The organism is Alkalibaculum sporogenes (assembly GCF_009362815.1).
GTDB lineage: Bacteria > Bacillota > Clostridia > Eubacteriales > Alkalibacteraceae > Alkalibaculum_A > Alkalibaculum_A sporogenes.
The window spans coordinates 1-15,149 of the sequence record NZ_WHNX01000014.1; the positions used below are offsets into that span (position 1 = coordinate 1).

Below are 15,149 nucleotides of genomic sequence, written 5' to 3' on the forward strand. Positions count from 1 at the left end.
CCCATATTAAAAAACTCCTTACTGGTTTGAATTCATATCTAAATTCTTGCCATTAAAGAGTTATTTTTTACCATAGACACAAAATTTATTACACTACCTTTTATAAACTTCCACAGCTCACCTCTTAAATGTTATTAACAACAAAAAATTGTATTTTCAAAAGACACAAGATTAATTACATTACCTTGAAGCATAAAAAAGATTAGAATTAAACCTAATCTTTTTTATATACTAGTATTCAAATTTTTGAAAACATTACAAAATGCTAATTCATCTCATTACTTATCCCAGAAACTACTGATGTAGGAACATAATCTTCTTCTTCAAATATAAACTCATGTAGATAAGCAACGTTATCTACCAAGGTATTCGGCTTTAGATAATATACTCCACCCCAAGTACCACCTTTTGAATAATCGTCTAGAGGCAGTCTAGTATCTTCCATTTCGCTAATGCCTAATGTAAATACTGTTGTAGCTAGGCCAATCATTTCACCACTACTTAAGCTTGTCTCAATATAGGGGGAAAGGGTTTCAATAAGAGACAGGACTTGAGTTAAAGATCTACCCTTGAGTACGCCAGTAACTAAATTTTGAAGTACAGTTCTTTGTCTTTCAGTTCGTGCATAATCGTTATTACCTACATTACGTATTCTACTGTATGCTACAGCTTGTCTTCCAGTAAGTGTTTGTAAGCCAGCAGATGTAACTTGTTTTGAAGATTTACCTTCAATTATATCTAGTTCACTTAGATTGTGATTTAAACTATTTATTTCCGCACTTTTCACATCAATCTGTACTCCTCCTACTGAGTCAACAATTTTCTCAAGGGCTGTAAAATTTACGGTCACATATTCCATAATATTCATGTCAAAGTTTTGATTAATGGTTTTGATAGTCAGTTCTGGACCTCCAAAGGCGTAGGCGTGATTGATTTTATCAAATTTCTTTCCTGGAATACTTACATATGTATCACGCATAATAGATGTTAGTTTTAGTTTTTTGTGTTGTTTATCAACAGTAGCAATCATAATAGTATCAGCACGTGAACCATCATAATCGTCTCCTCTTGTGTCTATACCAAATAGTGCGATATTGGTAATATTCTTATTTTTATTTAACTCTGAGGAAATACTTAAATCGTCGCCAAGTTCAACGGTATTAATACCACCTAAAAATTTATTATACACTAGAAAAAATCCTGAAGTTAACAAGATTATTATTATTACTAATGTAATTGCAACTTTTTTAGTACGATTTCCCTTTTTCTTTTGTTTCTTTTTATTTTTAGCCAATAAAAGCCACCTACCTTTTGATTTTGTAAAAAAATAATCACTTCATATTATAACACGAATATAGTCGAAAAAGTAATTTAATAGTGACTAGTTGTTTCTCGACAACTGTTTTAACCTAATATTTGATATGTGTGTAGTATTAGTTTATGGTGACATGAACATATGAGTATGCTACTATAGAAAATATCAGTTAATAAAGATTATGGAGGAGAATATGAAGATCAAATTACTTATTATTGTGACAGTACTTATAATCTTAATTTTATCAATTACAAACAATCGTAGTATTGTTGATGATGATTATAAAATTTTATTAAGCATGTTCCCTGTTGATGAACAAGGAAATGGACTCGAATTAAAAGCTTCAATACCGTCACAACAGCCAATGACGTATGGCTTAGTGTTAGCATCAGAATCACTACATTATAAATATGATAAAAATAAAGAAAGTGAACATAGAATCAAAAATGCTGTAAATTGGATAACTGAAAATTCAGATGCCAACCAAGATGGCAATCTAGGTTGGGGCTTACCACAATCCTTTGATGCATTTGCTGATGGTACAATTAACCCAGAAAACCACTCATATACAATCACAACGGCTATAGTGCTTGATGGTTTAATGGATTCATTATCTATTGATAATTTTTGGACAGAAGCTGAAGAAAAAGAAATAAAAAAGATTGTTTCAGAAGTTATATTATACTGGCTTAAAGAGGTATATATCGGAGATGATGACATAGGATATTTAGGGTATAGTCCAGAACCGACAGATATGATTTATACTCCAAACGTTTCAAGTATGTTTTTAAGTAGTTTAGTTAGAATTATAACAGAACATGATGGGATTTTTAATGAAAGTGATAAACAATTTGTTTTAAAAAGAACACATGCTATTGCAAATAAATTAGTTAATACTGTTCACTTTAAAGAAGGTATACCATATTGGGATTATGCAGAATATTTAGATGATAGGGAGATAAAAACAAATGATTTAGTCCATCACATTTATATTCTCTGGGGAATAGAAGAGTACCGAAATAAATTTGATGAAGTTAAAATTCCATTTTCTAAAGAAGATTCTATTGCTTCAGTTGATAGCTTTTGGAAAGAAAATCGGATTTTCTTTTATCCTCAAAATCAGGTGTACATAGGTGATTTAGAACTTTTTAATGAGAGACCTTCAAACTTATGGGGAACAGGTATGATGTTGGCATTTTATGCAAAATATGATTATAAGGATAAAGCTGATAAGACATTTGAAGTTATTAATAATACTTACGGTAAAATCCCTAGATTAACTGTATGGCCTGTAGATTATTCAAATAATAAAGCGTTTTATGCTAGATATGCAGCACATGTGCTATTCGGATTAAGTTATAGAGATTTTTATAATGAGTAGTTTTTGCGCTCATGCAAATACTAGCTAAATTCAAAGAAAAGATGCTTTTAGTTTCTTTATGTATAATAGATAATTGATGGCTGAGTGACGTAGATAATCAATATAAGACTCCCAATGAAGTAGTAGCTTAAATACAATATTTAAACTTGAAATTTTTACTTTAGAAAATACAGCAAAAATATGGACAAATATTATTTTATATGTTAAAATAAATGCATAAAAAATATTAATGAGCATAATAATAAAGTGATCACACTCCGGTAGCCCAAGGGCCCGGAGTTTTTTTGAAAGGAGTGACGATGGATAAAATTTTTTGTACTACAAACAGTCAAATGAGAAAACTTCGATCTAGAGGGATGAAGATCTATGGAAGTAGACCGAAACAGATTATTGAGATGGAAAACTACTATAATCTAATCAACGGATACAAGGATTTATTTATCGATCAAAATTATTCAGGTCCGGATGAAAAATATAAAAGTAATACAAATTTTTATGAAATCTATGCTTTGTATTTATTTGATAGGGAACTTAGAAATATATTTATTAGATATATACTTGAGATTGAAAACAATATTAAAAGCGTTCTCTCTCATATTTTTTCAGATAAATATGGACATGATAATTATTTAAAAATATCCAATTTCGAAACGTCTTTAAAACCATATGAAAAAAATAAAACACAAGCACAAAAGGTTGGAGAAGTATCCTCTCTAATAGCTAATTTACAGAATGAAATATCAAGGCAATTATCAAAAAATAATTCTATGATATCTCATCATATGCTTATACGGATATGTGCCTTTTTGGGTACTGGTCAACACACTTACTTTAGGAACAATAAGTAAATTTTATAGCTATATGGTTGTAAAAGATCAGAATGATGTAGGTAGAAAGTTTAAGCTTAAACCTAACGAACTTTCATCTATTCTATTTGTTTTATCTATTTATAGGAATGCTTGTGCTCATGACGAACGCTTATATAATCTAAAAGCAATTAATAAAAATGGACGTCCAAATATGATTAAGTCTACACCTTTACATACTTCTCTTGTTATTCCACAAGATTCTAGTGGGAACCATAAACATGGTAAAAATGATTTATTTTCAATAGTAATAATATTTAAGCTAGTATTATCCAAAACTTCATTTAATAGATCATTTTATGCAATTAAAACTGAAATAGAAAAATTAGAAAAACAACTGAATACAATAGAGATCGGTGATGTTTTATTAGAAATGGGGTTTCCTAAAAATTGGTATGCTATTAAAAATATTTAGTGGAAGATGATAAAAAGTTTAAGAATTTCTTTTAGTGTAACTGGGGTAGAGGAGAGTCAAATGCATGTGTATGGTTTGCTTCTGAGGCTCTAAGAAGAGGCAAAGTCAGTCTTCCCATAAACACCTACAATATAGACCAACTAATGCCACTACTGCAAGAAAGAGGTTGGAAGAAAGAAAGGGATTATACTAAACTAAAGCGTGGCGATGTATGCTTTACTACAGATTCAAAGGGCAATAAGAATGGAGGACCTACTCATACCTTTATTTTCATGGGCTGGGTAAAGGAAGGAAATTACGATTACGCATATATTTGCGATAACCAAACTAAAGATTTTGATGGGAAGATTCTTCATATTAGAAATATAAAAAACAAAGGTTATTTTAATGGCAATGGAAAAGATGCTTTTAGTTTCTTTATGTATAATAGATAAGTAAAATAGGTAATGAATATTAAAATCCGAGTAAGTAAGTTGCTTGGATTTTTACGTTGATGCTCTGGACTGATGGCTGGAGTAGTAAGATCCCACGTCGCAAATCTCCTCTGGATGACATATAAGGAGGATGCGTTTTGGGGTGGAAGATTCTTCGTCGCTTTGCTCCTCTGAATGACAATAGAAAATGCCCAAGCAACTACCCAGTCATCCAGAGCGAAGCGCGGTGCCCCGTTTATCGGGGTGGGATCTAAGACCCTAGGGGTATTCTCTTACAGGTATTAATTATTAGTGTGTAATAAAGTATTCACTGAGAGTAAGACAAAGGTATAAGATTCTTCGTCACGTTGCTCCTCTGAATGATTGAGAAGAGAAAGATTCTCATCCGGTCTATCCGGTACAATTGTGTTGAGCATAAAAAAACTTATTACAATAAATAATAAAAATCTGGACACCTTTTTCATTTACATTTTCCTCCTTTCATTGTATTATTTAAACAATAACATAATTAGTAAATTTTTGAAATTTTAAAAGAAAGGAGAAGGCATATTATTTGAAATAAGTAAATTATGCCAAGATAGCTCATTATGAAAACTTTTGTTAAATTAAATTTTTTTGCTTTTTTATATGGATTTTTTCTATTTATTGAAGATTTTATTATGACAAATGCGTATCGACTTGAGAGAATAGCTCCTTGATTAAACGATACCGTAAATTCGATATTGATTTTTATTTTATTTATAATTTCAACCATTCTTTTTTGTCTCATTACAACTAAGTATTTTAATACAGGAGGATTAAGATATTTTTTAATAATTCTCTGGATACCCTATTATGTAATTTTAGTATTATTGTCCAATTTATTAATACCTATAACATATCAAGGAGATAAACCGGCTCCAGTAACAGGTCTCATTTTAATTGGGATTTATTTAATTTATCCTTTATACATAGGCTTTATTAATCTTTTTTGTACTCAAGATTTGTTTCCCAAAGATGATAATAATAAATAAAGATATCGATTAATCACATCTTAATATTTCAATACGTACTGATCCATAATTTATAACTGTTTTTTACGTTCTTCTTGGTATTATAAATTCCAACATTAATATCAGAGTATACTTTGAACCTTATTGATAAGAAGTTTTTAAGACAAAAACTACATGAGTTAAGTGAAATAGCTGATTTCAAGCAGATAGAGGAATAAAATTAATCGCATCTATAAACGACATTTTGCATTTATTTGTGTAGTGATATCTAGGGGACGCTTTTGTTAAGTTGTACTCGTCCACATCTATTACTTTACTAATGAAGCGATTTTTGAACACGTGACCATGTCGCCTATACTTTCTGTTATAATACTGTGCACTTCATTAATGTAAAATGAATAATGAAAAATGAATAATTTGAAAGATGCCTCAGAAAATAGAATATGACCACTGTAGCTGCTATAAGTAAATAATCCAGTACTTTGTTTCATTAGATTCTTTTAGAGCTATGTGCATTTTAAATATAAAATCTTTTTTAGACTGCGCTAGAATGAACCTAGGGGACAGATTTCAACCTTTTGTATTTAATCATATATATTTCTTTAATTTCTATACTCAGCACGCCCTAGTAAATTAAAAATGGTAACGGCCCCCATTTAATGACAGGGTGCTGTTACCATTTGTTAGTTTATTGTGGATTGTTTTTGACCAGTATAATCGACTAATTATTAATTAACTTAAATCTCTGTGAATTGCTATATAGAATGTCATTACTAAAAGAAAGCAAATCCATTATAATTTTATAAAAGTCCTCCAGCATAAGAGTAAACACATCCAGCAGAACACACTTTTATTGTTTTATTGATTTCCAAACTACAAAAGCGGTGCTTGGTAGGATTCTATTTTCAATTTACAACCGGGTTTCTTAGCCACAAAGAATTCCTGCCATAAATTCAAATTTCCATAAAGTGAGAATGAAAATTTGTAAACAACACAATAAATTATTTATATAAAATCAACTCATGTTATATATAATCACAAGCAATCTCTTCCAATTTTTTATCCATCCATGGACGTATATACGTTTTATCATTCTTTATTTTATCCATAATTTCAGCTTCAATTTGTTGTACTTTTTGCACCCGTTCTAAAATTTCTTCCGCTTCATAAGGCTTAATAAACAACACTCCATCGCCATCTCCTATAACAATGTCCCCAGGGGATACTACTTGTCCACCTACAACCACATCTGTATTTATTTCCCCAGGTCCATTTTTATACGGACCGTTTGGAGTAATCCCTTTTGCATATACTGGGAAGTCAACCAACTTTGAAATAAAATCTACATCTCTTAAACTACCGTCAACTATAATCCCACCGATTCCTCTTATCATACAGTAGTTAACCATTAATTCTCCAAAAATAGCTCTTTTTGTAGTTCCACCGGCATCAATTACAATTATGTCACCTGGTTTCGCAATATCCATAGCTTTGTGGAACATAAGATTATCGCCTTCCGGAACCTTAATTGTAAATGCCGGTCCTAAAATCTTAGAGTTATTGATTGGTCTTATATTTTCATCAATTGCTGATATCCTGTTCATGCAATCATCTAAATTGGCGACAGGAATATCTTTAAATTTCTCAATCAACTCACGACTCGGTCTCTCAAAATCTGTTCTTATTCTACATCCTACTTTACTCATTACTTTACCTCCGATTTAATGATTATAGGCATTAACTTATTATGACATTTGTTTAACATATCTCATTAATTGCCTTATTACCATGTAGTACAAGCTTAACATCTTCAACAACATCCATTCCCATTCTTAATAAAGCCTCAATAGTGTTAGCTCCAATATGGGGCGTTGCTACAAAATTATCTAATGACAGCAATTTGTTTTCATTTGTAGGTGGTTCGACAACAAAAGCATCACAAGCCGCAGCTCTCAAAGTTTTATTTCTGAGTGCATTGTATAAATCATCTTCATTAACTACACCACCACGGGCCGCATTAACAAGAATTGCATCTTTCTTGAACATATTAAACAACTCACCTGACACCAAATTTTCTGTTGATTTATTGAGCGGTACGCTTATATTTACAATATCTGCTTCTTTGATAATTTCTCCCACTGTTTCTTTCTTGGATATACTTAGCTGTTTGGCTTTTTCGTGATTTACATATGGATCATAGCCAATCACTTTAACACCGAATCCGCTTTTCATGATGATGCTTAATCGCTGTGCGATATTACCCATACCTATTAGTCCCAGAGTCTTACCTGTAATCTCAGTACCAGAGAGCTCAGGGGGTGCTATTTTATCAAATTGATTATCTCTGGATTTTCTATCTGCCATTGTAATATTTCTAGCAATATCCATTATTAACGCCAATGTCAATTCTGCAACAGAATTTGTATTTGCAGTTGGTGTATACACCACTTTGATTCCTAATTCTTTTGCAGCTTCAACATCAATCGTATTAACGCCAACGCCATGTTTACCGATGACCTTGAGATTAACGGCCGTCTCCATCAACTTCCTGTCAACTTTTAAAGTTCTTAAAATAATCGCATCAACACTTTTAATATCTGTAAGATCCTCTGTAATGGTTGCAAACTCACTAAGTCTTTTAACTGCAGCCGGATGGATAAATTCGTTCAAAAAAACTTTCATACTTATATCTCCTCGTATTTAGCTATAGACACTCGTTAAATGCCTAGTACCCTTAATTATATTGGAGTTCTCACTCACTCTTACAAAAAATCCCTCACCAATTATGGTAAAATATGGGACGACCAACATCCTAAACATAAAGGGGAGGGAAATTTTTAACTATCAAACATCAATGATTTGTTCTAGACCAGCTTCTTTGTATTCTGCTTTTTACAATTCTCTTTGTTGTACATTCTTCTTTATGTCAGATGTTCTATTAGCTCCTTAAAATAGAGGAAATGCTATCGAACTCCAGCCAATTGTCACTACTATACAAATTATTGTTGGTATAATCGCCTGCTTAATAATACTCTTTTGATTATATCCACCAACACCCATAAGATAAGGTACTGTTCCAGTGGCCATAGGTGTCATGAATGCAGATAATGTAGCTGCCTGAACACAGATAATAGGACCAATTGGGTTAATGCCTAAACTCAAGCAAGTCTGTATGACAATCGGAATAAAAATCATCATTGCAGAACGATTAAGTATAAATTGCGTAAGGATAAATGGACCCATGAAAAAAATGGTATAGAGCAAGATTGTACTACGAGATTGAAGAGCTATACTTGCAATGAAGTCACCAACAAGTTTCCCTGCCCCTGATGTAGATAATGCTCCAGCCATAATCAACCCACCTACAAATACAAAGTAAACCCATATCGGCATAGATTTGATTGCTTCCTTCTCATCCAAAACACCAGTAACAACCATTAATATTGCACCAATCAGAACAATCAGCCAAGCTTGCATACCTATTTGCGTTGAAAACAGCAGCGCTACTGAGACAAAGATAAAAATCAGATATCCTGCTTTTTCTTGAAATGGTTTCAACGGTTTTGCGGCTACACACGCGTTTTGCAATTCAAATTCTTCGATATCAGTTAGAGGCTTATCTGGAGATACCTTAATTGCAAAGAAAATACAGTATAACGCTATAATAATTAATAGAGGTAGTCTGAGCTTCATAGGGTCAGTAATTAACATCTGATAGCTAGAACCACTTGCTACAAGGTATCCGTTAAGCTCCGCAAATATTGTAGCCCCTCCACCGATTGGAAGCGTACCTACCGCTATAATATCAATTAGACCCAACCCAAACATGCCTTTGCTTCGGCTGATTTTCATTTCATCCAATGTTGCACCTAAAAGTGGATATAAAATACAAAATGGAACAAGATTGGAAGGAATCAGTTGTGTTAACAAGACTGCAAGAAATACATAGCCTGCCATAACTTTTGTAATACTTCCTTTTGCAATTCTTGATACATTGGCAGCCATTTTTTTGACTAACTGAGTTTTATTAAACCCTGCTGCAATAACAAACATGGCAACCATCAATATGCCTGTTGTATTCCCGAAACTGCTGACTACTGCCTGGTTGTCTATCGCTTTAAATCCCACAAGAAGAATAACTGAAATTAATGCAGTTGTAGCTAAAGTTATCTTTTGAAGCAAATAGCTGATTATTGTAAAAGCAAAGATCAATAATACAATCGTTAAATTATCCATATTAAGCCCCCCCATTCTTTTCTTTGGCATCTAATTCTTCTACAATTTTTACACGATCATCCAAAAATTCACCCCAAGAATCTCTATCTATAAAAACTGTATAATCCATACGGTCCGCCGTAATACACTCAAATAGCTTGCCATGCGACGGATGACTTGGCAATGTAATGTCCACTGTGATTTTTTTCATTTCCCTGCAATCATGTATAAATGTCTCTCTTGTATCCATTGGAAGGTCATACGTCTTTAAGAACTTGTCGGTCATAGTTAATGGTCCAACACCTCCATGAATTGCCGCTACGATTACTTTACCTGATTCATCTGCGGACTTTATAAAAAAGGATGTAGTTCCAGGCGTATGGCCAGGTGATAATTTAGATGTTATCTCCACAGAGCCAAAAACCATCGGTTCATTATCATTATAAAGTTCGTCAACTTCGTAATAATGATTCTGAAATTCCGGCATTTCTATCTTTATATCCATACTTTTGATTCCCTCAAGATTTGCTTTCGTTGTTCGAAAATCCGCATCAATTTTAGATAACCAAATTTTTGCTCCTGTTAATTCTCTAAGTGCCTTCGCCCCCCCTGAATGATCTACATGGCAATGTGTCAGTAAGATGTGTTTCAATTCTTTTGGATCAAAGCCAAGACTTCTAATTCCTTCAAGTGTTAAATAAACGTTTTCATAAACTCCTGTGTCGATTAAAATCAATCCCGCCTCAGAATCAATCAGATAAATCCCGACCCACTCATTTCCAACATAATACGTTCTGGGAGCAACTTTAAACGGTTTCACATATAGCTTCCATGGTGCTGTTGCTGTGTATAAGGCAAATTCTTTAAGCCTCGTTGATACTGCCTGACTCATATTCTTCCTCCTTTAATAATAAATTATTTTATGTAAAAACAACATTACTCTGCAATGTTGTTTTTTTTATAACTACTCCCTTTACCTTTGTTGTTGCCTTTGGATTTGTAGAGGACTCATCTGTCTTTGATCCTGTTGAACATCCTGCTAACAACAATACCACCATAATAGATAATAAGACTTTTGAATATTTTTCCTCTAAAATTCAATGTTTTTGTTTCAAACAAATAATAACACACAAAACAAATTAATAAAAACGAATATTATTGATGATATTTATCGATATTTTCGATATAATGAAAATGTCATGTAGAATTTTATAGTGAATATACTAAAATAGGAGGTCATATGAATCCCGAATTAATTGAAACCTTTTTAATTTTAGCTAAAACCCAAAGTATTACAAAAACAGCAAACATTCTCTTCATGTCGCAATCTACTATAAGTTATAGACTAAAGACCTTGGAAAAAGAATTAGATGTAGTTCTTTTTGAACGAGATAAAGGCTATAAGAACATCACGTTAACAAAACACGGCACCCAAATGATGAATCTCGCAAAAGAATACAAAAGAATTTCGGAAGATATTCATAATTTTTCTACTTCTACGATTTTTAAATCCCTAATTATCGGCGCTGTTGACAGCGTTCACAACTTTATACTTAAAGATCTTTACAAACAACTACTTAATAGCCGCGAAGAAGATTGGAGAGTAACTGTTCGTACACAGCATACAAAAGAGATTTATGAGAACGTTAGTTTTCGCTCTTTGGACATTGGATTCGCACTAAGCTATTATAACTACCCCAATACAGAAGCCGTTAAAATATTCGAAGACCCACTGTATATTGTCAGCAAGCATAACCCTATTTTTGCTTCACAGAAAATAATTCTAGCAAATTCAGATCTTGGCAATCAGTTGTATATTAACTGGGGTGAAGATTATATCAAATGGCATAATTCACATTTTTCCTTCGAATGCTTTCCAAAATTTAAACTCGATTCTGCTCAGCTTGCTTTTGAATTGCTTGAAGTTGGATATTGGTTTTTTGCCCCTGCTAGTGTGTGCTATAATATGAAAAACTTATACGAATTTAAACTTTATGAACTATCTATCGATCCTCCGGTAAGAAATGTCTATATGATTTCCAACATCATGAATATCGCAACGAGCAACGCAGATCTGGCAGAGTTTACAAAGAAACTTAATGATTATATCGATATGCTAAGAGTACAAAATGAAAGCTTAAAAATTTTATTGTGAACTAATTAAACCCTCAGACAATAATACTATGAACTTAAGGGACAGATTTCAATCTTTTGTATTTAATCATATATATTTTTTTAATTCTTGAGAAATGGGACAAAAAAAAGACTAACATAATTGTTAGCTTGTGTAAAATAAAAGATATTGACATGATAATAAAACCATTTATTAATGGGTCTTGGATAGTAATGGAAAGTTATTATAAAGGGTTGCTTAGGCAGCTCTTATTCGTTCTAGCAATTGAGGTAATAAGTTCTGATAATTAGGTTCAGTATGAATAAGAGTAAACCCTTTACCAGAGAGCGTAGCAATTTCAGAGAGAGTCAGGTTCCCAATTTCTTTATAGATGTCTTTATAGGAGTAATCACACAAACAATTCATTAGGAAAATTGAAATAGCCTTAAAATTTGATATACTATGACTGTATTTTATTTTTATGAAATCAGGAGTACCAATATCAAGTTACTGTGATCCCTACAGTTCCAGGCAAAAAGGAATGCTTGAGAAGAATCATGAATACATCCGTTATGTCCTGCCAAAAGGAAGATCTTTTAATGAACTGAAACAAAAGGATGCAACTTTGTTAATGAATTATATCAACAGCGAAGCAAGAGACAGTCTGAATGGGCATACCCCATTTGAACTGTCCCAACTTCTACTGGACAAGGAATTACATAAACAACTCCATCTTAAGGCAATCAAACCAGATGATGTAACCCTTATGCCAGCATTATTAAGATAAAATAGTCGTAGCACAGGCAGAGATTTTACTGTATAGAACTTAGTCTTACACTAAGGCATGTGGAATTTAGTCTCGCACACTATTTTCAGATGCCTGTTTGCTATGCAGAAAAACCATGTTTTTTGTGCTAATACAGACATTATAATATAAAAAAAGAGTTTTGTTAAGCTCAAAAGTGGACGTTAGTTCCACAGAAAATAAGGGGTTATGAAAAACTGGAAGTTAGTTTTTCATTCAACCCAAATTATGCAATTGGTTTTGGATAAAAGTTGTAATTTAATCTTGCCTGTACGATAATAGAATAAAGGTGGTAAAAGTTGAGAAATTGAAAATTTCATATCATTCGATTTCAGATGAAGAATGCAATTAAAGCAGTAAATGCAAATTAGATATATTTGTAGATTTTTGAATCGAGATATCTAATTCCCATTTGGATGAAGAGCATGGATATCCAGTAGAATTTTTAGAAGCTGATATGAAGCGATTATAAAAGACAATGAAACTGACAAGAATAGGAATATAATTGATTTTAAGAGGTGAAATCTTGAGAATATTAGATTTGATTGGTGAAGCTACAGAATATGATAAAAAGGAAACACTGGAAGAGAGAAGACCAAAGAGCTGGTTAAAAAGTGTAAGTGCTTTTGCAAATGGTATTGGTGGTGCATTAATATTTGGAGTTACTGATAATGAAGAACTTGTTGGTCTTTCGGATTCAAAAGATGTATCTGAAAAAATAAGTGAGATTATCAAAACGAAGATGGATCCAATACCACGAGTAATTATGGAAATTTGTGAAGAAGCAGGAAAGAAATTTGTGGTTTTAAAAGTTCCAACAGGCGTGGAAACACCATATTACTATATTGGAGAAGGAAATAGAACTGCATTTATTAGGGTTGGTAATCAGAGTATTCCAGCTGGAACCATGGACTTAAAGCGCTTGGTGCTACAGGGAAGCAATAAAACTTATGATAGTCTTACTACACAGTATAAATACGAAAATTTTGCTTTTACAAAATTACGTTCTGTATATAAAAAAAGAGCTGGACAAGAATTGGAGGAATCGGACTTCACATCTTTTGGTTTGACTGATGTGAATGGAATGTTAACTAATGCAGGTGCTTTACTAGCGGACGATTCACCGATAAGACAGTCCAGATTATTTTGCACAAGATGGTATGGGCTTGATAAAGCCTCAGGTGTTATGGAAGCTATTGATGATAAAGAATTTAGTGGAAGCCTTGTAACATTACTTCAAAGCGGAGAAGAATTTGTAAAAAACAACTCTAAGAAAAGATGGAAGAAAACGGCCAATGGCAGATTGGAAATGCCCGATTATCCAGAGCGAGCAACACTTGAATGTATTGTGAATGCATTAATTCATCGTGACTATTTAGAATTAGGAAGTGAAGTTCATATTGATATGTATGATGATCGCCTTGAAATATATTCTCCTGGTGGAATGTATGATGGTTCAATTGTTCAAAATCTTGATACCGATAGGATTCCATCGCGAAGAAGAAATCCAATTATAGCAGATATATTCAATCGAATGAATTATATGGAACGTAGAGGCAGTGGTTTTAAGAAAATCAAAGGTGATTATCATAAAGAATTTAATTACAAAAATAATCTTGAACCAAAATTTTATTCAGATAAGAATTCGTTTTGGGTAACACTCTTCAATCTTAATTATGATGTTCCAATAGAAAAAGATGAAAAAGTAGCGATAGAAAGTGAAAAAGTAACTATTGAGAATGAAAAAGTAACTATTGATAATGAAAAAGTAGCTATTGAAAAAATTTATACGAAATGTGTAAATGCTGGATTAAGTAATATCATGATAGATAGAATTACTGCATTTTATGGATTTTCTGGAGATGATCTAATATTTGGAAGAAAGGATATTGCAGAATACTTAAAATTTTCTTATTCAAATGCTGGAAAAGTAATTGTTTCTATGAAAAGGGCAAATATAATTATTGAAGTAGTCGGGAAAGGTAAAGGAAAGTATCGATTTAAAGTGTAACATTTACTTTAGATAAATTCCAGGAATATCTAGGGAATATCTATCTATCTCTAGGGGACGCTTATCATCTTTTTATAAAATTACTGACTTGGCTAAAATATGGGATAAGAAATACTGAGATGAGCTCTATATGTTTGTTAAAGTTAGACTAAGGCACCAAAAAAGAACACGTTAATAATGAATAATTTAAAAGATAAAAGAATTAACAAAAGAAGACTATGATTTTGTAAAAAAAGCAATTGACTATTTTTACGAATCAAGAGTATTATATTTATAAGGAACAAAAACTTATATTGAGTTTTTAGCGAGAAGGTGCCTGCACCATCTCGTATTTTTGTTTTTAAACATATTGAACTCGAGGTAGCACGGGACTTTTTTATTTAAGTCTCGTTTTTTTGGTTCTAAATATTATTGTCTAGGGGACGCTTTGAAGTGACCCCTTATTAGTATACAGTTTGGGTACGGAAAATTATAGGGATTAGGCTAAAGATGGGGAAAGATACAGTGTGTTTATGGTAATTTAAAAGTGGTCCAGTAATTCGATTAATATTAATGGGTTGTATTTAATTATTAATACAAATAAGCAAAGATAGGTGGTTTGT

The 15,149-nt window shown here is 32.3% G+C and carries 14 protein-coding genes; 7 read left to right on the forward strand and 7 right to left on the reverse strand.

All coding sequences use genetic code 11. From position 1 onward, the window contains the following. Positions 1-265: 265 nt before the first annotated feature. Positions 266-1,294, reverse strand: coding sequence for an LCP family protein (locus GC105_RS09935; RefSeq protein ID WP_152804300.1), 1,029 nt, complete (start codon positions 1,292-1,294; stop codon positions 266-268). A 214-nt stretch (positions 1,295-1,508) separates the two neighbouring features. Here GC105_RS09935 and GC105_RS09940 point away from each other — a divergent pair, with 214 nt between their 5' ends. The 4 genes from GC105_RS09940 (at position 1,509) to GC105_RS09955 (ending at position 4,411) form a co-directional block, all read left to right on the forward strand. Continuing rightward, the gene (locus GC105_RS09940; protein ID WP_152804302.1) at positions 1,509-2,696 is read left to right on the forward strand and encodes a hypothetical protein; all 1,188 of its coding nucleotides are present in this window, start codon (positions 1,509-1,511) and stop codon (positions 2,694-2,696) included. 299 nt (positions 2,697-2,995) lie between these two features. Next, complete coding sequence (locus GC105_RS17475) at positions 2,996-3,544, forward strand: Abi family protein (RefSeq protein WP_152804304.1); 549 nt, start codon at positions 2,996-2,998, stop codon at positions 3,542-3,544. Beyond that, positions 3,495-3,977, forward strand: coding sequence for an Abi family protein (locus GC105_RS17480; RefSeq protein WP_152804306.1), 483 nt, complete (start codon positions 3,495-3,497; stop codon positions 3,975-3,977). The genes GC105_RS17475 and GC105_RS17480 overlap by 50 nt, the downstream gene beginning before the upstream one ends. Before the next feature lie 143 nt (positions 3,978-4,120). Next, the gene (locus tag GC105_RS09955) at positions 4,121-4,411 is read left to right on the forward strand and encodes a hypothetical protein (RefSeq protein WP_152804308.1); all 291 of its coding nucleotides are present in this window, start codon (positions 4,121-4,123) and stop codon (positions 4,409-4,411) included. Positions 4,412-5,862: 1,451 nt separating this feature from the next. On the opposite strand, the gene GC105_RS17720 is transcribed toward GC105_RS09955, so the two are convergent. From GC105_RS17720 to GC105_RS17485, 6 genes are all read right to left on the reverse strand, one after another. Further along, positions 5,863-5,970, reverse strand: coding sequence for a four helix bundle protein (locus GC105_RS17720; RefSeq protein ID WP_152804436.1), 108 nt, complete (start codon positions 5,968-5,970; stop codon positions 5,863-5,865). Positions 5,971-6,428: 458 nt separating this feature from the next. Continuing rightward, a complete protein-coding gene (locus GC105_RS09970; protein ID WP_152804310.1) occupies positions 6,429-7,109 on the reverse strand; it encodes an RraA family protein in 681 nt (226 codons plus the stop codon). Positions 7,110-7,161: 52 nt separating this feature from the next. After that, positions 7,162-8,085, reverse strand: coding sequence for a hydroxyacid dehydrogenase (locus tag GC105_RS09975; RefSeq protein ID WP_152804312.1), 924 nt, complete (start codon positions 8,083-8,085; stop codon positions 7,162-7,164). A 264-nt stretch (positions 8,086-8,349) separates the two neighbouring features. Next, entirely contained in the window at positions 8,350-9,639 is a 1,290-nt protein-coding gene (locus GC105_RS09980; RefSeq protein ID WP_193708364.1) for an SLC13 family permease, read from the reverse strand. A 1-nt stretch (position 9,640) separates the two neighbouring features. Further along, the gene (locus GC105_RS09985; protein WP_152804316.1) at positions 9,641-10,510 is read right to left on the reverse strand and encodes an MBL fold metallo-hydrolase; all 870 of its coding nucleotides are present in this window, start codon (positions 10,508-10,510) and stop codon (positions 9,641-9,643) included. A gap of 28 nt (positions 10,511-10,538) precedes the next feature. Then, positions 10,539-10,664 carry a hypothetical protein gene (locus tag GC105_RS17485; protein WP_281350108.1) on the reverse strand — a complete coding sequence of 42 codons (126 nt, stop codon included), beginning with the start codon at positions 10,662-10,664 and terminating at the stop codon, positions 10,539-10,541. 194 nt (positions 10,665-10,858) lie between these two features. On the opposite strand from GC105_RS17485, the gene GC105_RS09990 reads away from it, so the two are divergent. The 3 genes from GC105_RS09990 (at position 10,859) to GC105_RS10000 (ending at position 14,547) form a co-directional block, all read left to right on the forward strand. Continuing rightward, on the forward strand, positions 10,859-11,773 hold the full coding sequence (locus tag GC105_RS09990) for a LysR family transcriptional regulator (RefSeq protein ID WP_152804318.1): 915 nt from the start codon (positions 10,859-10,861) through the stop codon (positions 11,771-11,773). Positions 11,774-12,212: 439 nt separating this feature from the next. Beyond that, positions 12,213-12,518 (forward strand): hypothetical protein, encoded by a 306-nt coding sequence (locus GC105_RS09995; RefSeq protein ID WP_193708367.1) that lies wholly within the window; start codon positions 12,213-12,215, stop codon positions 12,516-12,518. Between the two features lie 544 nt (positions 12,519-13,062). Further along, on the forward strand, positions 13,063-14,547 hold the full coding sequence (locus GC105_RS10000) for an ATP-binding protein (protein WP_152804322.1): 1,485 nt from the start codon (positions 13,063-13,065) through the stop codon (positions 14,545-14,547). Positions 14,548-15,149: the final 602 nt, after the last annotated feature.